24 protein-coding genes are annotated in these 19,869 nt (G+C 32.7%); 13 read left to right on the top strand and 11 right to left on the bottom strand.

The window, feature by feature from the left end; genetic code table 11:
• Positions 1 to 19: 19 nt before the first annotated feature.
• Positions 20 to 511: a hypothetical protein gene (locus tag D7029_RS10920; protein ID WP_194950684.1), complete on the bottom strand. Its 492-nt coding sequence runs from the start codon at positions 509 to 511 to the stop codon at positions 20 to 22.
• Between the two features lie 119 nt (positions 512 to 630).
• On the opposite strand from D7029_RS10920, the gene D7029_RS10915 reads away from it, so the two are divergent.
• On the top strand, positions 631 to 1,173 hold the full coding sequence (locus tag D7029_RS10915; protein ID WP_194950683.1) for a hypothetical protein: 543 nt from the start codon (positions 631 to 633) through the stop codon (positions 1,171 to 1,173).
• A 35-nt stretch (positions 1,174 to 1,208) separates the two neighbouring features.
• Here the strand turns inward: D7029_RS10915 and D7029_RS10910 are convergent, their stop codons facing one another.
• A complete protein-coding gene (locus D7029_RS10910; protein WP_194950682.1) occupies positions 1,209 to 1,913 on the bottom strand; it encodes a Rha family transcriptional regulator in 705 nt (234 codons plus the stop codon).
• 389 nt (positions 1,914 to 2,302) lie between these two features.
• Between D7029_RS10910 and D7029_RS10905 the strand changes: the two genes are divergently transcribed.
• Positions 2,303 to 3,373: a hypothetical protein gene (locus D7029_RS10905; protein WP_194950681.1), complete on the top strand. Its 1,071-nt coding sequence runs from the start codon at positions 2,303 to 2,305 to the stop codon at positions 3,371 to 3,373.
• Positions 3,374 to 3,407: 34 nt separating this feature from the next.
• On the opposite strand, the gene D7029_RS10900 is transcribed toward D7029_RS10905, so the two are convergent.
• On the bottom strand, positions 3,408 to 3,659 hold the full coding sequence (locus D7029_RS10900) for a hypothetical protein (protein ID WP_194950680.1): 252 nt from the start codon (positions 3,657 to 3,659) through the stop codon (positions 3,408 to 3,410).
• A 173-nt stretch (positions 3,660 to 3,832) separates the two neighbouring features.
• On the opposite strand from D7029_RS10900, the gene D7029_RS10895 reads away from it, so the two are divergent.
• Positions 3,833 to 5,986 (top strand): sialate O-acetylesterase, encoded by a 2,154-nt coding sequence (locus D7029_RS10895; protein WP_194950679.1) that lies wholly within the window; start codon positions 3,833 to 3,835, stop codon positions 5,984 to 5,986.
• Positions 5,987 to 6,050: 64 nt separating this feature from the next.
• Here the strand turns inward: D7029_RS10895 and D7029_RS10890 are convergent, their stop codons facing one another.
• The gene (locus D7029_RS10890) at positions 6,051 to 7,904 is read right to left on the bottom strand and encodes an acyltransferase family protein (RefSeq protein WP_194950678.1); all 1,854 of its coding nucleotides are present in this window, start codon (positions 7,902 to 7,904) and stop codon (positions 6,051 to 6,053) included.
• Between the two features lie 187 nt (positions 7,905 to 8,091).
• Between D7029_RS10890 and D7029_RS10885 the strand changes: the two genes are divergently transcribed.
• The 4 genes from D7029_RS10885 to D7029_RS10870 are packed head-to-tail and all read left to right on the top strand — an operon-like array spanning position 8,092 to position 9,573.
• Complete coding sequence (locus D7029_RS10885; protein WP_194950677.1) at positions 8,092 to 8,463, top strand: putative holin; 372 nt, start codon at positions 8,092 to 8,094, stop codon at positions 8,461 to 8,463.
• Positions 8,460 to 8,732 (top strand): phage holin family protein, encoded by a 273-nt coding sequence (locus D7029_RS10880; protein ID WP_004243326.1) that lies wholly within the window; start codon positions 8,460 to 8,462, stop codon positions 8,730 to 8,732. The genes D7029_RS10885 and D7029_RS10880 overlap by 4 nt, the downstream gene beginning before the upstream one ends.
• 2 nt (positions 8,733 to 8,734) lie before the next feature.
• Positions 8,735 to 9,079 carry a M15 family metallopeptidase gene (locus D7029_RS10875; RefSeq protein WP_115349912.1) on the top strand — a complete coding sequence of 115 codons (345 nt, stop codon included), beginning with the start codon at positions 8,735 to 8,737 and terminating at the stop codon, positions 9,077 to 9,079.
• On the top strand, positions 9,079 to 9,573 hold the full coding sequence (locus D7029_RS10870; protein ID WP_194950676.1) for a hypothetical protein: 495 nt from the start codon (positions 9,079 to 9,081) through the stop codon (positions 9,571 to 9,573). Before D7029_RS10875 ends, D7029_RS10870 begins: the two co-directional genes overlap by 1 nt.
• A gap of 280 nt (positions 9,574 to 9,853) precedes the next feature.
• Here D7029_RS10870 and D7029_RS10865 read toward each other — a convergent pair whose 3' ends face one another.
• The 3 genes from D7029_RS10865 to D7029_RS10855 all read right to left on the bottom strand — a co-directional run bounded on the left by D7029_RS10865 (position 9,854) and on the right by D7029_RS10855 (position 11,382).
• Positions 9,854 to 10,255 carry a hypothetical protein gene (locus D7029_RS10865; protein WP_194950675.1) on the bottom strand — a complete coding sequence of 134 codons (402 nt, stop codon included), beginning with the start codon at positions 10,253 to 10,255 and terminating at the stop codon, positions 9,854 to 9,856.
• Positions 10,255 to 10,671, bottom strand: a complete 417-nt coding sequence (locus D7029_RS10860) for a hypothetical protein (RefSeq protein ID WP_194950674.1) — start codon at positions 10,669 to 10,671, stop codon at positions 10,255 to 10,257. Before D7029_RS10860 ends, D7029_RS10865 begins: the two co-directional genes overlap by 1 nt.
• Before the next feature lie 129 nt (positions 10,672 to 10,800).
• Complete coding sequence (locus D7029_RS10855; RefSeq protein WP_194950673.1) at positions 10,801 to 11,382, bottom strand: hypothetical protein; 582 nt, start codon at positions 11,380 to 11,382, stop codon at positions 10,801 to 10,803.
• Positions 11,383 to 11,528: 146 nt separating this feature from the next.
• Between D7029_RS10855 and D7029_RS10850 the strand changes: the two genes are divergently transcribed.
• Both D7029_RS10850 and D7029_RS10845 read left to right on the top strand, forming a co-directional pair.
• Positions 11,529 to 12,308 carry a DNA polymerase beta superfamily protein gene (locus D7029_RS10850; RefSeq protein WP_194950672.1) on the top strand — a complete coding sequence of 260 codons (780 nt, stop codon included), beginning with the start codon at positions 11,529 to 11,531 and terminating at the stop codon, positions 12,306 to 12,308.
• Positions 12,292 to 13,344, top strand: coding sequence for a DNA polymerase beta superfamily protein (locus tag D7029_RS10845; protein WP_194950671.1), 1,053 nt, complete (start codon positions 12,292 to 12,294; stop codon positions 13,342 to 13,344). The genes D7029_RS10850 and D7029_RS10845 overlap by 17 nt, the downstream gene beginning before the upstream one ends.
• A 128-nt stretch (positions 13,345 to 13,472) precedes the next feature.
• Here the strand turns inward: D7029_RS10845 and sra are convergent, their stop codons facing one another.
• Positions 13,473 to 13,706, bottom strand: coding sequence for a stationary-phase-induced ribosome-associated protein (sra, locus tag D7029_RS10840; RefSeq protein WP_194950670.1), 234 nt, complete (start codon positions 13,704 to 13,706; stop codon positions 13,473 to 13,475).
• 389 nt (positions 13,707 to 14,095) lie between these two features.
• Positions 14,096 to 14,404, bottom strand: coding sequence for a divalent-cation tolerance protein CutA (gene cutA, locus D7029_RS10835; RefSeq protein WP_194950669.1), 309 nt, complete (start codon positions 14,402 to 14,404; stop codon positions 14,096 to 14,098).
• A gap of 371 nt (positions 14,405 to 14,775) precedes the next feature.
• Here cutA and D7029_RS10830 point away from each other — a divergent pair, with 371 nt between their 5' ends.
• The 4 genes from D7029_RS10830 to D7029_RS10815 all read left to right on the top strand — a co-directional run bounded on the left by D7029_RS10830 (position 14,776) and on the right by D7029_RS10815 (position 18,263).
• On the top strand, positions 14,776 to 15,759 hold the full coding sequence (locus D7029_RS10830; RefSeq protein WP_109849640.1) for a sugar-binding transcriptional regulator: 984 nt from the start codon (positions 14,776 to 14,778) through the stop codon (positions 15,757 to 15,759).
• Positions 15,760 to 16,010: 251 nt separating this feature from the next.
• On the top strand, positions 16,011 to 16,766 hold the full coding sequence (gene modA / locus D7029_RS10825; RefSeq protein WP_088495328.1) for a molybdate ABC transporter substrate-binding protein: 756 nt from the start codon (positions 16,011 to 16,013) through the stop codon (positions 16,764 to 16,766).
• Positions 16,767 to 16,866: 100 nt separating this feature from the next.
• Complete coding sequence (locus tag D7029_RS10820; RefSeq protein ID WP_194950668.1) at positions 16,867 to 17,643, top strand: ABC transporter permease; 777 nt, start codon at positions 16,867 to 16,869, stop codon at positions 17,641 to 17,643.
• Positions 17,637 to 18,263 (top strand): ABC transporter ATP-binding protein, encoded by a 627-nt coding sequence (locus tag D7029_RS10815; RefSeq protein WP_194950667.1) that lies wholly within the window; start codon positions 17,637 to 17,639, stop codon positions 18,261 to 18,263. Before D7029_RS10820 ends, D7029_RS10815 begins: the two co-directional genes overlap by 7 nt.
• 21 nt (positions 18,264 to 18,284) lie before the next feature.
• Here the strand turns inward: D7029_RS10815 and D7029_RS10810 are convergent, their stop codons facing one another.
• Together D7029_RS10810 and D7029_RS10805 are read right to left on the bottom strand one after the other, a co-directional pair.
• The gene (locus D7029_RS10810; protein WP_194950666.1) at positions 18,285 to 18,977 is read right to left on the bottom strand and encodes an XRE family transcriptional regulator; all 693 of its coding nucleotides are present in this window, start codon (positions 18,975 to 18,977) and stop codon (positions 18,285 to 18,287) included.
• 110 nt (positions 18,978 to 19,087) lie between these two features.
• Positions 19,088 to 19,345 (bottom strand): hypothetical protein, encoded by a 258-nt coding sequence (locus tag D7029_RS10805; protein WP_006532995.1) that lies wholly within the window; start codon positions 19,343 to 19,345, stop codon positions 19,088 to 19,090.
• Positions 19,346 to 19,869 lie beyond the last annotated feature (524 nt).

The raw sequence follows: 19,869 nt of genomic DNA, 5'->3' as shown, positions 1-19,869 counted from the left end.
AGCCGATATGTATCGGCTTTTATATACAATTTAATGGGGATATACCAAATCCAAAAATAAGCGTTTCACCTGATTTATCATAATAATTAAGTATTATATTTTTATTTTTCTCTCTTGCGGTTATGAATGGATACAGTGTTGAGTCTGGAAATAGAGGTTCACCATTTAGTTTTTTACAATACATTTCACGTAATGAATCCTTCATTAAGGAAGGTTTGTTAGCGATAAACTCTAAAAAATTAGTTGTTTCATCATGAGTAAACATTTTTAGTTTAATATTTAATTCTATTTTAGAATCATCACTATAAGCGATGAAAACATCGTAATTGTTATTCGGTTTTTCATCTTCTGGAAGTGGTATTACATATTCCTTAAAGAAATTAGCATTTGAATCAGTTAGAAAGATGCTTTCATCCTTTTTTATCTGTTCCCAGCCCATGTTTACAAGTGGGTAGCTAATTGCGCCTAATGCAAATACAAGTGAGTAAATTAAAAATTTTTTTGTTTTCATTTAGATTGACCCATGTAGTTTTTACACCACAATGTTAACCCATTTTTACTCAAACTATTACCTTTCCAAAACTTGTTTTATTTGTCACCATTATTGAATCAGGTTGAGGAGCAGATGAAATGAAAATAATACAATTAATTCTATGCTTGTTGTTAACAATGCCAATATATACGTTTGCATATGAAAAAGGCGAGCTATATGAAGTAAACGAACTAGGATGGGAAGTCGCAAGAACACCTGTTGCAGATTTATATGTATGTAAGCAATGTTCATCAATAGTTGAAGTCCAAATATCTTATGGACAGAAAATTGAAGGTAGTGATTTTTTTAAATCAAATACTGAATTTATTCAAGCTATGAAGACCCCGTCTGTTGCTGAAAAATTTATAAAAATAATGATAAAAGGAAGTGCACCAAAAATAGTTGATAGTGATATTGTTATGGTTAAAATAAATCCTAATTCACTAATAAATGGAAATAACTTTCTGAATTATTCTTTTTTTGTTAAAAATAAAATGCAATACCCTATTTTTGAAAATACTTATACTGGAATTTTCAATGGGAGAATATTAAGAATTAGTGCTAATTACTTGCTAGGAAAAGCCAGTGAAACAGATTTAGAGATATTGGAAAAATTTATATCTTCATTTAAACCAATTTAACAAAAGCACCAGCCTAAACTGGTGCTTACTTGTCACTATAATCGGCTAATCAAACTTTCTACATATTGATGGTGTGTGCGTATTTCTTGCATTGCACCATTCATTTCTAACAGCGATTCACGAACCCAACGCAGTGTTCTTTCAGCTTCATCAACGTTGTGACCGTCTTTTTTTAGATAGGTGAGGAGATTGTGTAAAACATCTTTCTTTGGGTTACGCATAAAATCATCCAGTAATTCGATGCGATTTTTACGAGTGCGAGGAAAGCTATATTCTTTGGCAACTTGCCCAGCAGGAATAAACTCACCTTCATGGATGGTGCGTTGTAACTGATCGACAAGTGCTATGAGGCCTTTTTTATCTGTTGAATTACCAATTGATAAATAACGTTCTTCTGCAAGTTCGGCTTCCATTCTATCGAATTCGGAAATATAAGCCTCTTTAAATTGAGCTGCTTTCTTTCCAGTAAAACCCATAACTAAAAATACAAATCCATTTTTAGTCATTTGAAAGAATGGTGTTTTCCTCATGGCTCCATTGCCTATTTTTAGGTTAATGGACATCTCCGCAAAATTGCGGTTATGAAATTCTGGTGAGCAATCAAGGTTGCGTATTTTCTTTAGAACATCATCATGGCGCTTGATAAAAAATGCGGCCACAGATTGAGAAGAGGTAACGGCTTGACCTTTGTTGTTAACAACGATTTCAGGATTTAAATTGATAGGAAACTGATTAGTCATAATGATTACTCCGTTTAGTTTGGGTAATCACCACTAGCAACGCCAATTACTGGTGGTGAACTGTATGGGGTTGGCGTACCAGCCTAAACGGATACTGGCGCATCTTTCGATGCCCCCACACAGCCCACCATTGAATAGGTGTAACTGTATTTCACATACAAAAAAACCGCTTGCGCGGTGTATGCGCCGTTTAGATAGATTCAGGACGCCAATCCCGACATCAGATTTTGCTGATGTAATATCACTATGGCGCATAAATAAGGAGTTGTAAATTACCAAAATGGTTATGTTATTGCAATTTTTTATTTAGTTATTGACCATAATGGGAGTGTGAAATGAGAATAGGGCGGATTAGTATGTAAGAAATATTAATGATATGAGATGGTGATATGTCAGCAGATAATGAACAAAAGAAAAAAGAGCTAATTGAATTCTTCAAAAAAGAAAAAGAGAAAAAAAATAGTAATTTTTTATCCAAAACAAGGTGGGTAGGGCTATCATTTATACCTGGAGTTAAGCAAGTAATACAATTTAAAAGTGATTTGATTGAATACCTAGATGGGAATGAGGTCTTAAGACTAGTTGAGTTCTTTTATGGCATAAATTATAAAGATAATCCCAATAAGTTACAGGCTCTTGGTCCTGAATATGCAGAGCAGATCATAGATTATGTAATGAAAGACACTGAGAATGATAAGTTAGAGTATTATATCAATCTTACTTTAAATATCTCCAATTCTGATTTTGACATTAAAGAAAGAAGAGAGATAACTAGAATTTTAAAATCTTTGAGTGTATATGATGTTCAATTAGCAAGGAAATATTATATATATAATAAATTTGAGATATCTGGATATCAAAATAAAAATGATAAACTAATTGAGATATCCTCTTCTACTGATGGTTTTGTGTTGAAATCAATTAATAATCTAGCATATAACGGATTGCTATATGAAGCAGCTAAAGGTAGAGCAGGTCAACAGTTTTATTCGATAACAGATGTGATGATTAAGTTTTTAGAGTTAATTTTTAAAAATAATGAATTATTGCCATCAGCTATTAATGAAATAGAAAAAGAAAAATATGATGTGTTAATAGTAAAAGAAAGAATATTGCAACCGATGACGAATGAGTATCGTGAAAATATTGAAATTAAAGAATTTTGTGATTGTTTTATAGGGAGATTTAGTAGTGATGATGTTAGAATATCAAGCATCTATTGGGATGAATGGGAAAAATATGAAGTAACAACAAGGCAGTTTTTATTTATTATTCCTGATGGTGATAACTTTAGAATCTATTCTTCAAGTGATGTAAATACACTTTATAGTTTTATTAAAGGAGATGGCATAAAATTAACAGCTTGTATGCTTTTGAATAAAAAAGATTATTTTAATACCTCATTAATTAAAGAGATCAAAGAGAATTTAAAATTTATTGGTAAAGACAAATACATATAATATGTAAATAGCACCGTCTAAGCGGTGCTTTACCTTACTTCTTAAGCTCAAACAAAATACATTCCACTAACGGTATTATATTTTTATTGCCTCTCATCTTTTGAACTATAAAGTTTCTCATTGCAATCAGTTCTACAAGTGGAGCTGATACATCATGACCATCTTCTCCCATCCTTGTTAAAAGTGCTTCAAGGTTTGATTTCGTAATTAATTTTTCAATCCCTTCATCGGTATTCACTACATCTGGATAGTTAGCTGGTGCAGGGTATTCATACTTCTTTTCCATTGCTAAAGTCCTCACTAATGAAAACGGTCACGCAAACTATAATAACGTAAATGCATTAAAATGTTTATCTAAATGGTTAATCTAATCATCCATTTGATAACCATTATTGCAAATATGGATATATTTTATAGTTAAACGTATCATATCCTCATTAACACCAGAGGAGATGGGCAATGACTGTATCTACTGAACTAAGCCATGAAGAGTATGTGGGCAATGGAGTAACAACGGATTTTGATTTCCGCTTCCGTATCTTTGAAAGCAGACATTTGATTGTTGTCGTTGCTGACAGTGATGGTAATGAAACAACATTAAAGGATGGTACTGATTACACTATTGTGGGAGCTGGTTCTTATCATGGCGGTAAGGTGGTTTTAAATAAACCATTAGCCAAAGACTGGAAGATATTATTAGAACGTGATTTACCTGTTGTACAAGAAACTGACTTACGTAATCAGGGGAAATTCTTTGCTGAAGTACATGAAGATGCTTTTGATTATCTAACAATGTTAATTCAAAAGGCATTGGTTTTTTTATCATTATGTCTGCGTAAGCCCAGTTATTTATCTAAATATTATGATGCTAAAAATAACAGGATTGAAAATTTAGGAGATCCTAAAAAAGAAGGTGATGCTACAAATAAAAAATATGTAGATGCTATTGTTAGTAATTCCTATGGAAAAACTTTACGGGTACGCGATAAAATAATAAATACAATTCCAGATACAAAACAAAGGTCAAATAAGATTTTAGCATTTGATGATAATGGCCAGCCAATAACTATATTGCCTGAAAAAGGAACAGCAAGTGATGTTTTGCTTGAATTAGCAAAAGATTCTGGTTCTAGTTTAATTGGTGATGTTAATTTTGATAATTTAAGTGAAGCTTCTGGTTTGCTAATAAATCAATATTTTAATCATGGAGATATATATGATGTATTTGTTGTGTATGGACAATCAAATGCGGTTGGGTACGCTCAAGATACTTATGGATTTCCAGATGTTATCGATGGTGCAATGTATTATGACTATAAAGATAATACTATAAAAAAAATAATTAAAGCTCTCCCTTATTCTTCAGGAAATGTAAGTACTGGTCACGCGTGGGCTGCGTTTGCTAATAAGTACATAAGGAAAACAGGAAGAAAGGTTCTAATTATTCCCTGTGCTAGAGGTGAATCATCTATTGTTGAACTATCAAAGCCATTAACCCCATCAAATACCGTCTATGATAAGATGATTAGCTCATTTAACTCCGCAATGTTTGTCGCAAATAGAGATGGTATATCAATAGGATATAAGTCATGTCTGTTTCACCAAGGTGAAACAGACATGACGCTAGGAACTAAAAAGCAGGAATATCAAGATACATTAGATCAACTAATTAGAGATATGCGCTCAGATATGGGGCTGAATAAGTGTTTTTTATATCGAGTTGGATGCCCTCAGAATAGAAAAGAAACATCTTGGTATGGTATACAAGCCGCTCAAGATTACCTATGCCAGTCTTACGACTGGATGGTGATGGCTTATTCTGGGTGCGGGACATTTACCATTGGCAATGGGTTATTACGAGAAGGAGTGCATTACACTCAAAATGGCTATAATATTATGGGGAATGAATCAGCCAGTGTTATTGTTGATTCTCTATTTAATAAAAACTCTTCCTCAGAATTTGAAACTGAAATGTATGGAACTCCACTGCTACCACAAGACCAAATATGGAGATATACGTATGGTAGGTTATTAGTTGGTTCTGACGGAAATTTAACGCTATTTGACAAGTCGAACACTGGTTACTCATATAGAACGATAAATATTTCTAGAATAGAAATGCTTGAAGATAAAGTTAGACTTTACTTACAAAGCAGAGCTAACTGGATACTTGGTCTTGATGTTGAAATGAATGAGGGAGGTAAGGTTTTTGGTGTTCAATGTTTCCCTACAGTTGCTTCTGTTGGGAATAATGAATTTGCTATAGATTTGTCTTTTTTAATGGATGTTTCATTTGCAGTTTCAAAAGATGGTGATTTGATGAGAGCACCAGATTTGAGCTCATCAAGCATTCCACCATTTGTCTCTGAAAATATAACAATAGACAAATCAAATGGTATCCTGATAACCCACGGAGGGATAACTGGATTTCCTGTGCTATTTGGGGTAAATGGCGGAACGGTGTCCATTTCTAATATTTCAGGAAAATCATTTGTTATTAGTAGTTCTTCTGGTGCTTTAATAACCCTGAATAGGATGAAAGTAAAACCAACATCACTACCGCGCTCTATGCAGGTTGCAATTAAAGCAATTATTTGTGAGAAGAAAGAATAATAGGTTCCATAACGAATCCTATTATTCTTAATGTTTTATACCACCTTCATTAAAGGTGGTTTTTTTATTTGTAATTTATCTTATTCATAATAAATTTAGTGAATTTTTCCGCACCGAACTTTGTGAGATGAGGTTTTATAATTATAGGATTATCATTTTCTATAATTGTACAGCTGAATTTATTACATTGTTCATCTCTCATAGAAATGAATTCAATGTTATCATATTGCAATGTTAATAATTTAAAAATTCCTTCAATATCAACATCTGTCCTTAAGCTATCTTTATCTTTACTCTCCATCTTTTCACATCTTTCAGAGTGAAGTAAATCAGATAAAAAATTGCTTTGCATTGTTTGTGAGTTTAACAAACAACTGTATGGATTATAACTAGGTTGATGATAATCACCTAAAATATAGAATTTTCTATTTTGGCCTTTGTTTTTTAAATTATCTAAAAATAATTTTATTTTATTTTCTGTTTGTACTTTATCTAATCCTTTTAAATACAAATCCCACCGTTGTGATATAATTACAGGCGAATCATCATTTTTAGCTATTCTTTCTAAGAATTTATTTTTCATTGTAATGCAATTTCTACTACCTTTATATGAATCATTGATCATTGTAGTGTTGCATGATTCATTAGAATATAATTCAAAATTAACACCATATTCTTTCATTGCTTCAACATACATTAAAGCAAAACTATCACCTGACAATATTATTTTTTTAGATGGTAAATTCTCGTTAAAATATAATATATCATTTTGCTTATCTCTATATAAAACCCATGGGTTATAGTAAAATTTATAATTCTTACTATATTCTTGTGTTTTTTTATCTATCCTTTGTGTTACTCCATCTTTAGCAATATATTGGCAAGCAATAAGAATAATAATATAGAATGGAATAATAAATACTATTTTTAGTCTTCTTTTCTCTATCAAATAATATGAAGAAATAGCTAAGATAAAAGTGATTGTTAAGTATATTATCAAACTTAGTTCTAAGTTTAATTTTTTAGTTATGACAAGTAAAGGCCAATGGAATAGATAAATAGAATAAGACCATAAACCAATTTTTTGAAAAATAGGATTACTTAATATGAAATTTTTTTCATAATTTATAGCTAATATTATAGCTGTTGCTACTACAGGAATTGATGCATAAAAACTAGGCCAAGGTGTATTGCTATCAAAAAAATATGAAGCAAATATAATTATAATTAGGCATAAAAAGAATAATATTTTTTTATTCTTTTCTGAAACCTTTGCTACAGGATATGCAAATGCTAATCCACCAGCCATCATTTCCCATGCTCTTGTGTGTATCATGTAATATGCTTGGCTTGGATCTATTTTTGTTATGACTGAAGACAATATTAGTGAAACAAAAAAAAGAAACACTAAAGACTTTCTAGTATTACTTGATGTCGTTATCTTACTGATTGCTAATATTATTAATGGATATATTAAATAAAATTGCCACTCAACAGATAATGACCATGTATGGAGTAAGAACTTCTCCATCGATTCAACATCAAAATACCCAGACTCATTGAAATATGTAATATTTGATATGAATAATAATGAGTCACGAGCATGAATACCTATTTTCTTATAATCATTTGGTTCTATCAAAAAATAAGATAGAAACACTAATATAAATATTAAAAGCATTAATGCTGGAATTATTCTTTTACATCGTGCTGAATAGAATTTAATAATGGAAAAATTGTTATTTTCAATACCTGTCAAAATAATAGAGGTCATTAAATATCCAGATATAACGAAGAAAATATCAACGCCAATGAAACCAGCAGGAGCTAGTGAATTGTCAAAGTGAAATAAGATAACTAGTAGGACAGCAATTGCTCTCATTCCATTGATATCTGTTCTAAATTTCTTTTTTTGCATAGTAATCTAAGGGTTAATTTGATATTTATGCAATTTTACCACTAATGTAAAAATAGGTCAGTAGTATATATTCATGATTTTTATGTGTTATGGGGTAAACTTCAATTTATTAACTTTTTTTGCATTTTTGTTTATCTCATTGGTTATGTATTATCATGACTATTCATTAATCACTGGTACTACACTCATGCAAGAAGATGTCTACACAAAAGCTGGGATCGGCACAACTGCTTTTCTTGGTTACTTCGCAGGGCTTCCAGCAGAAGTTGTTATGGGTTCACTGTTGGGGGCCATCTTCTTTACCACTGCAGCTACTGAATATAACTTTAAGCGTAGGTCTTTATTGGCCTTTCTAAGCTTCGTTTGTGGTCTTATATTCTTTAGCCCCGCAGCAACTATCTTTATTTCTGTTACTGGCCTTTTCGGTGTGAAACCGGAGCAATACGAAATCGAACATATCGATGCCGTAGGTGCTTTTGTTTCCGCTTTGCTTGTGGTTAAGTTAAGCGTAAAAGCATACGGAAGGGCTGATATACCGAAACAAGGAGGGCAACAATGAAATGCGAAACATTGCTCACTATTGTTAATGCCATCATCTGTACCGTCATATTTCTACGTGTGTTCTATTTTAAACGTGACGGCAGACAACACTGTAAAAAAGGTGGATGGTTAGCTTTCCTCATTCTTGCTTACTCTTCAAGCGTACCTATTCGCGCTTACTTCGATCCTAATTATCACGCTGATATCTACAACATCTTTGCCAATATCCTGATCTGCACAACGTTGTTGGTCAGTAAGGGCAATGTCATCAAGTTTATAAAGGGGTGAATATGTCATTAGTCGATAAACAGAATACGTTTACAGGTATGGTTGCAAAGCTGATCACCTTTGCTCAGCAGAACGGATATAAGCTGACGTTTGGTGAAGCTTATCGAACACCAGAACAAGCACAGCTTAATGCAAAGAAAGGATCGGGTATTAGCAACAGTTTGCATACTCAACGTTTAGCAGTCGATTTCAACCTATTTGATGCTAACGGAAAATACCTTACAGCCACCAGCGACTATAAAGAACTGGGTGAGTATTGGGAGTCATTAGGTGGAAGTTGGGGCGGACGTTTTAAAACTCGTCCTGACGGTAATCATTTTTCATTAGAGCATAATGGGGTTCGTTAATGAATAAAACCGTCATAGCGTTAATTGCTTTGGCTGTTTCCTTTACCGCTGGCTTTGTTGCTGGCGGTATTTATTTTGATAACCGAGCAATGAATAAACAGATTGCAGGTAATCAATTAGATGAAAAGGATGTGGCCACAAATATTGAACTGCGTAAACACGCAGACAATGAACAGCAAAATAGGTTGGAGATATATCATGAAGCACAACAGCATGATACGATACGCACAGATGCTTTGCTTGATCGTGTTCTTAATCACTTTGACAGGGTGCAGTTCTCAACCAGTACCACGAAAACAGAAGTTGCAAGTACCGATAACACCAATACCTGCCGAATTGAGAAAGCCAAAGCCAGTGAACTTTCTCGACAATTACGAGAAACACTTGAACGATATGGGCGTGAAGCTCAGCGTGCAGATGAAAACACCAGAACACTCAACCTTTGTATTTCAGAGCTGGAAGCAAAGGAAAAACTCCTCAATTCTTACCGATGAAAAAGTAGACAGATTTTATAATGACGGTATCGGTGACGGTGTTAGTGATATCTAATTTAATTATAATTTATATTTATCAGTGGGTTAAGTTACTAGAATATAATTGAGTGGGAATAAAATACCGTTTATCAGCAATAGTTGATAAAGGTTAAAAAACTAATAGCCATCAGTAAGTTACTGGTGGCTTTTTTGTATGCAACTGTACAATTTTAAAGTCAGTAATCACTATGGTGAAGTAGTTATATATTTATCAATACACAAATCTTTATTAATAAAAAAATCAAGACGAGGTACACTTAATCATTCTGACTCGACATGAATTACTCAATAACTTTTTAAGATAATGAATCTGACCTTGTTTTGAAGGTTGTTCCAATGATTTTTTTATTAACGCTTGCTCTGACTCAACAAAATTTTGCAAAACAACGTGTATTGCATCATCAATTTGCCGCCTTAATAAAAGAATATTCTCCTCATTATTGTTTTTAACAACGAGATTATTTAAATCAATAATATCTAAATTGATATTTCTACTTTTAAGTTCTTGTGCTAATTTATATGTAAGTTTTCGTTCTATCTTTAAACGAGAATGTAATTTCTTTGTAGATTGCAACATCGCGTAAAAAGCAATTGCAGTACCTAATAAACTTAGTATAGCAGGAAGAATGGTGATTAAATTCATTAACGTGAACTCCCATTATTAAAGTTCCAATAAGGTATACATTCAACAACATGTTTGTTATAGCGTTCACAAGTATGAATGCAGAATATTAGGACAATAGTAGTAATTGAACTTATTTTTACTAAAGGTAAAGTCTCTGTTGTATTACTAAGAATAAAACCAAAGGCCATAGAAAAAAGTATACTAATAAAAAAGCACAGGGAAAAAATAGCTTTATTTCTAGAAGATAAGCCAATAGATATCGAGTACATTGAAGCTGTAATAGTCAGAGTGGCGTCTGATGGATATCCTTGCATTTTCCATGTTTCCAAGAAAAGAGGTAACAAAGGAATTAACATGTGAAGAATAATACATGTAAGAAATTCTGTGTTCTCCTCACTTAATCCTTTAATTGCTTTTAATTCTTTCTTTTTCATAATATTTAACCAAGACTATTTGGTTGAATATTACAGTAAATTTCCACATGAAAAAATACTAGAAAAAGTAAAAATACATTTTTTAGCAGGATACAAGCATAATAATTTATTATAAATATAATTAAACCATCAAACTAAAATAACCTTCCTTAATTCTTTTCTTATATCCTCTTCAAACCATGTACTATTATCGATAATAACTATACTTTTAGTGTTATCTGCTAAAATAATTTTTGTCTTAATATCTCTCTTATTTAATAATATCTGTATATGTTGTAAATGGCGGCGTTTACCAGTAAACCAATGTCTATTAATGGTGAGTAAATTAATGGTGTCGGTATATCCGCATCCTAGCCATTGTTTTAAATTAAGTAATGCAATTTTGTTTTCTTTAGAAAAAGTAGGGTGAAGAAGATAAAACTGACTGCCAGCAGTTTGGGCATCATAGATATCTTGCAGAAAATCCTCGACACTTTCCCCACTGCCAACGATATCAATTTTACCCGTAAAGGTACCCACTAAATAGGCATTCACACCAACATAACAATGCTCTAGTTGATTATAAATAACATAACGCTCAGAGTTACAACGAATTATCCAAAAATCTTGTTTAGGCGATAACTCACAAGAATAAATAGCAAATCGCTCACCACAAGGTGATGAATGACAGTGATTAAGAACGATATCTTGTGCTTGTTGTGAGGTTATCATTTTAATTTGTAAACCACCTAATTACACATGGATAAAATGAGAATTTGACTAAGTTTGTATTGGCTTATGTCTGTGTTATAACCATAGAATATTAGTGTTAAGAAGTAAATTAGTGAAAAAGTCACAAATAAGGAGATAAGGATATCATGCATAATGAGATATTAAAAAAATTACCGCAAATAGAACAAGATCATCAAGTTAAACTACTTTATGTTGCAGAAAGTGGTAGCCGAGCTTGGGGATTTGCTTCAACAGATAGTGATTATGATGTGAGAGGTATTTTTATACACCCTCGCAATGCTTATCTTTCTATCGATAAACCTAAAGAAACCTTTGAATGGATAGAAAACAGTTGGTTTGATGTCGGCGCTTGGGATATTACCAAAGCACTGCATTTATTACGTAAATCGAACTGTATATTATTAGAATGGCTTCAATCACCGATAATTTATCAAGAATATCCTAATGTTCAAAAAGAGTTATTTGAGCTTGCAAAACTCTTTTATCAACCCAAAGTGATTGTTCATCATTATCGAGGAATTGCTAAAGTTGTGAGTGGATATTCTCCTGAAAATAACTCAAAGAATGAGATTAGTGTAGAGTCAATAAAATTAAAAAAATGGTTCTATCTATTACGTTCTCTTTTATCCGCTTATTGGACAGTAAAAACGGGTGACATTCCGCCTATGGAGTTGGATAAGCTGATAAAAATCTTAACTGTTGAAGAACAAAAAGCCATCGAAGAGCTAGTAGAATTTAAATCAGACAAAGATGAGCATTTTACTTGGGTTCCAACAGAAGCGATGCAACATCTAGTGATTTTTTTATGGCAAGAGACAAATGTTCAATTAGCAAAAAGAACAGTACCAGATAATGATATTTTAAATAATTGGTTTAGGAAGAAATTAGATGAAGCTGACCATTGAAGATATAAAACCTTATCTTTTATTTGAAAGTATCGCTGGAAGTCGTTCACATAACCTTGCGACGGAAACATCGGATACAGATATTAAAGGTGTATTTTATCTCCCTAGAGATCTTTTTTATGGGTTGGAATACACGACGCAAGTCAGTAATGAAACCAATGATATCGTTTATTATGAACTAGGACGATTTATAGAACTATTGTGTGCATCTAATCCTAATATTTTAGAACTACTTAATTCACCTGAACATGTGGTTATTTATCGGCACCCTTTAATATCATTAATAAAACCAGAATGGTTTTTATCTAAAACTTGTGTTCAAACATTTGTGCATTATGCACAAGGTCAGATTAAAAAAGCTCAAGGATTAAACAAAAAAATAGTAAATCCAGTCGAAAAAAAATTAAAAACTATTCTCGACTTTTGTTATGTGATTGAAGACGGAAAAACAATTTTAATCAATACTTGGTTAGAAAATCGACATTGGAAACAAGAACATATTGGATTAACAAAACTCGCCCATGCTCAAGATATTTATGCAATTTTTTATGATGATAAAGCGACTTATCAAGGAATAATAAAAAAAGAAAGTGCAAATGATGTATTGCTAAGCAGTATTTCTAAAACAGCAAAACTAGAAGGTTATCTTAGTTTTAATAAAGAAGGTTATAGCGCATATCGCAAACAATATCATGAATATTGGCAGTGGGTTGAACAACGTAATGATGTCCGTTATCAACAAAACATTGATCATGGACGAAGTTACGATAGTAAAAATATGATGCATACCTTTAGATTGCTTTATATCGCATTAGGGATCGCACAAGAAGGGAAAGTGAAGGTTTGGTGTGATAATCGAGATGAATTATTGGCAATTAAAACTGGTCAGTTTAGTTATAATGAATTATTAGAGCGTAGTGAAACACTTATCAAGAATATTGAGAATGCATTTCAACTAAGTACATTGCCTGATGAAATTGAGCCTTCAATCGCAGAAGTTGCACTTATAAATATAAGAAAAGAGCTTTATAAATAGTAAAAAAATAAACTGGCCTAGAAAACTAATATCCCTTACGTAATGTAAGGGATATGCTATTTTTAATATTTTAAGTATACAAACTGAATACAAAAATATTTATTAAATAGCGTTGGCGTATAACCATATTAATTGGTTGCAAGATACTCTGGATAAGCATCAGTTAACTTCATATAGATACGCTTATGCTCTGCTTTCTTTCTGAGATCCTGTTTTAAACAGACTTTAGCTGTGTTTTTTAACTCAGCAGGTACATTTTCAGCGTTTGTAGAGGCAATAATGGAAAAACGCACTTTCTTTTTAGACCGACTTAAATTATAAGGTAAACCTAAAATACGTCTTGCGACTCTGTTTGTTTTCACAACTCACTCCTTTTTTCATGTAATTTAGAGAAAGCCTGTTTATTATAACAGAAAATAAAAAGAATAAACTGTTGGTAAGTTTATTAATTTAGCATTAAAGGCTATTTTACCTATATATTTAAAATATATTCATGCCAATAAAATAAATATTTATATATTCCTTATTTAATTAACCATCTATATTGTTATTAGTTGAAATTAAAAATTTCTTTATTATAAAGTATATTTAAAATACCTGTATTAATTTAGAATAAGAAATTTAATTTAACATTAACAATAAGTTACTTGTCTAATAATTGAGATGATGTAAGGGGGTTTTATTTACAATTTATTATCATTTTTTGGAAAAAATATTAGAAAAGATGTCTCACTAAAAATTTAACATTGTTTTAATTTAAGGATGTATGGATCCAATTAAGATAACCTTTAAAACCATTTTCAATCGGTATTATAATTACTTCAGGAGTATCGTAAGGATGTATTTCGACAAGAGTATCAATTAAGTTTTGTTGTTTACTCTTTTCGGATTTTATCATCATAAGTATTTCATTATCTTCAATAATTTTATTATTCCAACAATAAATAGATTTGACTTGAGGGATTAAATTTACACAAGCAGCAAGTTTCGCATTGATGAGGTAGTGAGCAATTTCATTAGCGATGGTTTCATTTGGTGCTGTTGAGTATGCAATTATCATTGTTTTTCCTTTTTAAATTAATTTGATTTTTCATAGCAACAATAAAGGTTAGGTGATTTTAATTTTATCAAAATAAAACTTTTTAAAACTTAAAGCTAATATTTTTATTTTTAGCGAAATAAAACAGTATTTTCAAAAAAAACTTTCTCGATATGAACTGTTTACGGCATTATTAAGGGCTTTTTACGTATTATAAGGTTCTTGTAGTAAAGAAAAATATCAGGGTGCCGATATTATTAGTAGATTAATGAAATGTATCTATTTGTGTTATAAGGCTTAATTTTGCCAAAGGCATTTTTATCTTCAATAATATCTCTAATATAAAATAAACTAATTAGTCATAAGATTTATAAAAATTTGTGGGGTTTAAAATGGATAATAATTCGCTAAAAAACGCGAGTTTATTTGATAATGATCCCGTTCTCTATGCTGCATGGCTTTACTATCAGGACGGGCTCAGCCAAAGTGAAGTTGCAAATATAATGGGTGTTTCTCGTGTCACAGTAGTGAAATATTTGCATCTAGCTAGAGAAAAAGGATTCGTAAATATTAACTTGGATTCATCAGTATTTTCTACGATTGATTATGCCATAAGAATAAAAGCAAAATTCGATCTTAATAATGTGCTTATTTTACCTGATGAAGAAAAGAATAAATCGCAACACACTTTAAATATGAACAGAGAAAGATTAGCGAAGGCAGGAGCGATGTATCTTTCTCAGATAATTAATGACGATGATATTTTAGGTGTTGCTTGGGGACGAACAATTTATAAATTGGGTAATTATCTTCCACCCAAATCATTAAAAAACATCACAGTACTGCAAATGATAGGTGCAGTGGCACCACAGCCTGATTTTAAAACAACAGAAGCCGCCGCGTTAATCGCAAACAAGTTATCAGGGTGCAGTATTAATTTGCATGTACCTGCGGTGGTGTCTAGCGCACGTCTAGCAATGGAACTTCAAGCGGAGCCTATTATTAGACGTAATTTTTCAGCGCTGAATCAGTGTAATAAAGCTCTGTTTGTTGTGGGTAATACACGAGATGACAATCCTCTGGTAACAACGGGGGTTTTAACGAGCAGTGAAATGGCTCAATATCGTGATTTGGGTGCTGTGGGCGTAATTTGTGGGCGTTTTTATGATGCGCAAGGCAATCCTTTGGTTTCTGATATTGATCTTAGGATTATGGGAATAAGCCTTGCTCAATTAAGACAAATAACACAGCGACTTTTTATTGCAGGTGGCGTGGAAAATATTCAGGCAACAATAGGGGCGATAAAAGGAGGTTACGCCACTGATATTGTGATTGATGAAGTGACTGCGTTGGCATTATTAGAGTTAGATAATTAGTCATAAAATCCTCGTGAAAGCGAGGATTTGTCGGCAAACCACTATTTTAAGATCTACTTATCTCTGATAAAAATAAATATTTGAAGCATTTATTTTGATCAGTCTCTTTTGTAGAGCTTGCACATAAAGAAAAAGATAAAAATGATAAGTTGTTAACATTTTTCTCTTTTTTTATATGCGCCTCTTGCCTTAAACAGTTATATCATTCATTATATAAAAAATTATATAACGATAGTCAGGATCACCATTTTATGAAACGCCAATTGCTTGCTGGTTTAGGACTAGCATTAGGATTAATTTGTCATAATACATTTGCCGCTGAGCTTCATCTTTATGCAGGAGCTGGGTTAAAACAACCCGTAGAGCAAGTTGTAAGTGTATTTGAAAAAGAGACAGGAAATAAAGTCACTATTGAATATGGCGGTTCAGGTCAAATATTAACACGCTTTAATTTAACTAAGCAGGGGGATTTATTCTTTCCTGGTTCACAAGATTATGTGGAAAAGTTAGATAAAGAAGGGCAAGTCGTTAATCAGTATTCTATTGTTCGTCATATTCCAGTTATTGCTGTGCGTAAAGATAAAGTGGGTGATATTAAAACACTAGAAGATCTGGCGAATAGCTCATTAAAACTAGGAATGGGTGATGCTAAAGCTATCGCATTAGGCAAAAGTGGCGAGCAACTGATTGATGCGTCAGGTCAAGGCGATAAATTACGTGATAAAGTTGTTGTGCGCACTGCAACGATTAAACAATTGCTTATGTATTTATTAAATGGGGAAGTGGATGCCGCCATTATTGGATATGCAGATGCAATGAAAAACCAAGATAAACTTGTTTTACTTCCAGTTCCTGAAGGCAGCCCAGAAGAAGTGGCAACACTTGCTGTTTTAAAAACATCAGCAAATCCAAAAGAAGCACAATTACTTGCTGATTATTTTACGCGTGCTGAAGGGATAAAGGCTTTTACTGATTATGGTTTTCTTCCTGTAATTTCGAAACCATAGATTTTTTTCTCACATAAATTGTGTTTTTTCGCCACCAACTCACTGGTGGCTTTTTTCATTATTACAGCAAAATAAATATCTATCTTAAAAAGGAAATAACGTGTTTCGATGGGCATTAATTCCACTTTTTTTGTTGTTATTTCTGATCTTAGGATCGCTAATTGCACTAATATGCCAGCTTTCTTATGTTGAATTGAGGCAAGTCATTACTGATCCTGAATTCCATTTTGCTATTGGTATGTCACTTAGTACAGCGTTAACTTCTTTATGTCTGGCTATGATCCTAGGTGTACCAGCCGCATGGGCGATGGCAAGGATCCCTTTTAAAGGACATCGTTTTATTGATGCATTATTAGATTTACCCTTGGTGACTCCTCCATTAGTTATCGGTATCGGATTATTATTATTGTTAGGAAATCAGGGGCCTTTAACAGGAGTTTTTCCTGAGTTATCTCGCTCTCTCTTTTCACCATTGGGTATTATTATTGCTCAAACTTATGTCGCTAGCGCGATTATTATGAGAAATAGCCTCTCTGCTTTTAAATCTGTTGATCCTGCTTATATTCAAACTGCACAAAATCTAGGATTAACGCCAACAAAAACATTCTTCCTTATTGAGATCCCACTGTGTTGGCCCGCTTTGATGAGTGGAAGCATCATTGCATTTTCTAGAGCCTTAGGCGAATTTGGCGCTACGTTAATGTTAGCTGGTGCAACAAGATTAAAAACAGAAACGTTACCTATGGCAATTTATTTAAATATCGCCAGCGGAGACTTCACTCTGGCAATAGGTTGTGCACTTGTTCTTATCGCTATCGCGATTACTTTACTATTTGCGTTACATCGTTTGCAGCGAGAAAGGAAAATATCATGCTAGAAATTCGTTCATTAACAACGGGTATATTAAAAGATGTTTCGCTGAACGTAGAGAAAGGAACATGCTTAGGAATAAGTGGTACATCTGGAAGTGGAAAAACAACGCTTTTAAATGCGATTGCTGGATATACTTCATATACTGGTGATATCTACCTTGCAGATAAAAATATAAATAAACAACCAGTGTGGTTACGTTCTTGTCGATATTTAAATCAACGGCTTTATTTATTTCCGTTTATGACGGTGACACAAAATTTATGGTTAGCACAGTATGGTGCAAAGCAGAAACGAAGTAAGGAGAGAGAAACGGCGATATTAGAGCAAATGGGAATTGCACATCTCGCAGCACGTTATCCTCATCAAATTTCAGGAGGGGAGCAGCAACGCGTCGCATTGGCGAGAGCTCTTATTAGCCAACCCAAACTTTTACTACTGGATGAACCTTTTTCGAGTTTGGATTGGGAAACACGTTATCAGCTTTGGGATTTAATCGATTCCTTAAAATCTAAGGACATAACGATGATCATGGTTACTCATGAACCTCGTGAAATTAGGGCCTTAGCGGATAAAACGGTTTTATTGTCTAAAGGACAAGTTGTTACTGAAAACTCAATACTATGAAATTATTATCTTACTTATTGATTACCATGCCATTACTGACCAATGAATAATGCGACCCATAATTTTTACAGAGTCTGTTTCTGCTGATTCATCAGGAAATTCGTCTTTGTTATAGCTACGTATAATCAACTTACCGCCTGGTTGACGATAGAGTAGTTTTATTCTGAATAAGGCATCTTGTTCGATAGCATAAATGCCACCATCAACAATACGTGTGTTGCCTGTATCAACAGTGACCGTTGAGCCATTTGGAATAACAGGTGACATACTATCGCCATAAACAGAAAAGCAAATAACGTTCTGAGAAGATGCGCCATAACGGCGTAATGTGCTTTTTGAAAATCTCAATTTATATCCATTATGATCTTCGTTAGTACAACAACCGTCACCCGCTGCGAGTTCGATACTTTTAAAATAGGGAATTTCCACTTCATCAGCACCTAAAGGGGTATTACTATCCCATTCACTCACTGGTTGCCATTCATTCTCTGGTGGAATTTCAGAATTCGCATTGGTTGGTTCTTCACCTTCAAGTAGCCAAGCTAAATCACAATTTAGTGCTTTTGCTAATTCAGGTAAAAAACGGGGACGTTTAGTTTTACCACTTTCTAGCTGTTCTATGGATTGCTGTGTTGTACTCGCTAAAGTAGCAAGTTCTGATTGTGTTAAACCTAACGCAATGCGTTTATCTTTGGTACGTTTCGCAATAGACATTAGTGACTCCTAATACGTGTCCTTACATATTCAAGTACAAAGAGTATATCGTAAAAAGAAAACAAATTAAATTGTATTTTATCTTAATCATAAAATTAAGAATAAATTAATTACTTAATTTTGAAAACGTCATCTGCACTATCTGGTGGGGTGAGATAAGGGTTTTCATCAGTAACTTCAGGATCTCTCAAGACTTCTCCACAGAAAATAATAAGGTCCGGTCTTTTTTGTTTTAAGTAGTTAAGTCGTGTTGTGCATTCATCTTTAGTATAAATTGTTTCTGTAACAGGAACTGCATCACAAGAATCATTTCCACAAGGACTTACCAACAACACATAACCGACCAGCATGAGCTGTGAAGTAAACATAAAATATCCTTTTAACTATTCATGTTTGGTCATCGAAATCAGACCGCTAGATTACCTATTTGTTGATAAAAAAGCAGTTTCTATTTGTCTTAAATAGCATTAATGATGCAAAAAGGTGTATGTGATCACAATTTTTCTAGTGTTTATTTGTATTTTTTTGCAATGTGTTATAGGCAAATCACCTAAATATTAGGCAATAATACGCGATGACATATTGTGAAAACAAATAGAATTGTTTTTTAGTCTGTTTGATTGTTGTAATATTGTTATTTGTAATATTAAATTGATACTTTCTATGAAATATTAATTTAAATGATATTTGTTAATTAGATAAATTAAGGTGAAATGCATTATATTTAGCAAAAATTAAAGTGGTTACAGCAATAAATAGAGAATAATTTTATTTTAGGGTTATTACAAAAGTAATAAAATTTATTCTTATTAATGCTTGCTCTTAATTATCTTCTTAAAAAGAAAGTTAGAGATAAAAAAATAGATGATTTTTTCTTTATCTATTGATTATA

The sequence above is a fragment of the Proteus vulgaris genome, from assembly GCF_016647575.1.
In the GTDB taxonomy this organism is placed as follows: domain Bacteria; phylum Pseudomonadota; class Gammaproteobacteria; order Enterobacterales; family Enterobacteriaceae; genus Proteus; species Proteus mirabilis_B.
The sequence above is the reverse complement of the archived record's forward strand: the minus strand, read 5'-3'. Positions and strand labels throughout refer to the sequence as shown.

Bases quoted from the DNA above. Each gene is read 5' to 3' on its own strand.
- D7029_RS10920 (WP_194950684.1), bottom strand. From the start codon at position 511: ATGAAAACAAAAAAATTTTTAATTTACTCACTTGTATTTGCATTAGGC.
- D7029_RS10915 (WP_194950683.1), top strand. From the start codon at position 631: ATGAAAATAATACAATTAATTCTATGCTTGTTGTTAACAATGCCAATA.
- D7029_RS10910 (WP_194950682.1), bottom strand. From the start codon at position 1,913: ATGACTAATCAGTTTCCTATCAATTTAAATCCTGAAATCGTTGTTAAC.
- D7029_RS10905 (WP_194950681.1), top strand. From the start codon at position 2,303: ATGTCAGCAGATAATGAACAAAAGAAAAAAGAGCTAATTGAATTCTTC.
- D7029_RS10900 (WP_194950680.1), bottom strand. From the start codon at position 3,659: ATGGAAAAGAAGTATGAATACCCTGCACCAGCTAACTATCCAGATGTA.
- D7029_RS10895 (WP_194950679.1), top strand. From the start codon at position 3,833: ATGACTGTATCTACTGAACTAAGCCATGAAGAGTATGTGGGCAATGGA.
- D7029_RS10890 (WP_194950678.1), bottom strand. From the start codon at position 7,904: ATGCAAAAAAAGAAATTTAGAACAGATATCAATGGAATGAGAGCAATT.
- D7029_RS10885 (WP_194950677.1), top strand. From the start codon at position 8,092: ATGCAAGAAGATGTCTACACAAAAGCTGGGATCGGCACAACTGCTTTT.
- D7029_RS10880 (WP_004243326.1), top strand. From the start codon at position 8,460: ATGAAATGCGAAACATTGCTCACTATTGTTAATGCCATCATCTGTACC.
- D7029_RS10875 (WP_115349912.1), top strand. From the start codon at position 8,735: ATGTCATTAGTCGATAAACAGAATACGTTTACAGGTATGGTTGCAAAG.
- D7029_RS10870 (WP_194950676.1), top strand. From the start codon at position 9,079: ATGAATAAAACCGTCATAGCGTTAATTGCTTTGGCTGTTTCCTTTACC.
- D7029_RS10865 (WP_194950675.1), bottom strand. From the start codon at position 10,255: ATGAATTTAATCACCATTCTTCCTGCTATACTAAGTTTATTAGGTACT.
- D7029_RS10860 (WP_194950674.1), bottom strand. From the start codon at position 10,671: ATGAAAAAGAAAGAATTAAAAGCAATTAAAGGATTAAGTGAGGAGAAC.
- D7029_RS10855 (WP_194950673.1), bottom strand. From the start codon at position 11,382: ATGATAACCTCACAACAAGCACAAGATATCGTTCTTAATCACTGTCAT.
- D7029_RS10850 (WP_194950672.1), top strand. From the start codon at position 11,529: ATGCATAATGAGATATTAAAAAAATTACCGCAAATAGAACAAGATCAT.
- D7029_RS10845 (WP_194950671.1), top strand. From the start codon at position 12,292: ATGAAGCTGACCATTGAAGATATAAAACCTTATCTTTTATTTGAAAGT.
- cutA (WP_194950669.1), bottom strand. From the start codon at position 14,404: ATGATAATTGCATACTCAACAGCACCAAATGAAACCATCGCTAATGAA.
- D7029_RS10830 (WP_109849640.1), top strand. From the start codon at position 14,776: ATGGATAATAATTCGCTAAAAAACGCGAGTTTATTTGATAATGATCCC.
- modA (WP_088495328.1), top strand. From the start codon at position 16,011: ATGAAACGCCAATTGCTTGCTGGTTTAGGACTAGCATTAGGATTAATT.
- D7029_RS10815 (WP_194950667.1), top strand. From the start codon at position 17,637: ATGCTAGAAATTCGTTCATTAACAACGGGTATATTAAAAGATGTTTCG.
- D7029_RS10810 (WP_194950666.1), bottom strand. From the start codon at position 18,977: ATGTCTATTGCGAAACGTACCAAAGATAAACGCATTGCGTTAGGTTTA.
- D7029_RS10805 (WP_006532995.1), bottom strand. From the start codon at position 19,345: ATGTTTACTTCACAGCTCATGCTGGTCGGTTATGTGTTGTTGGTAAGT.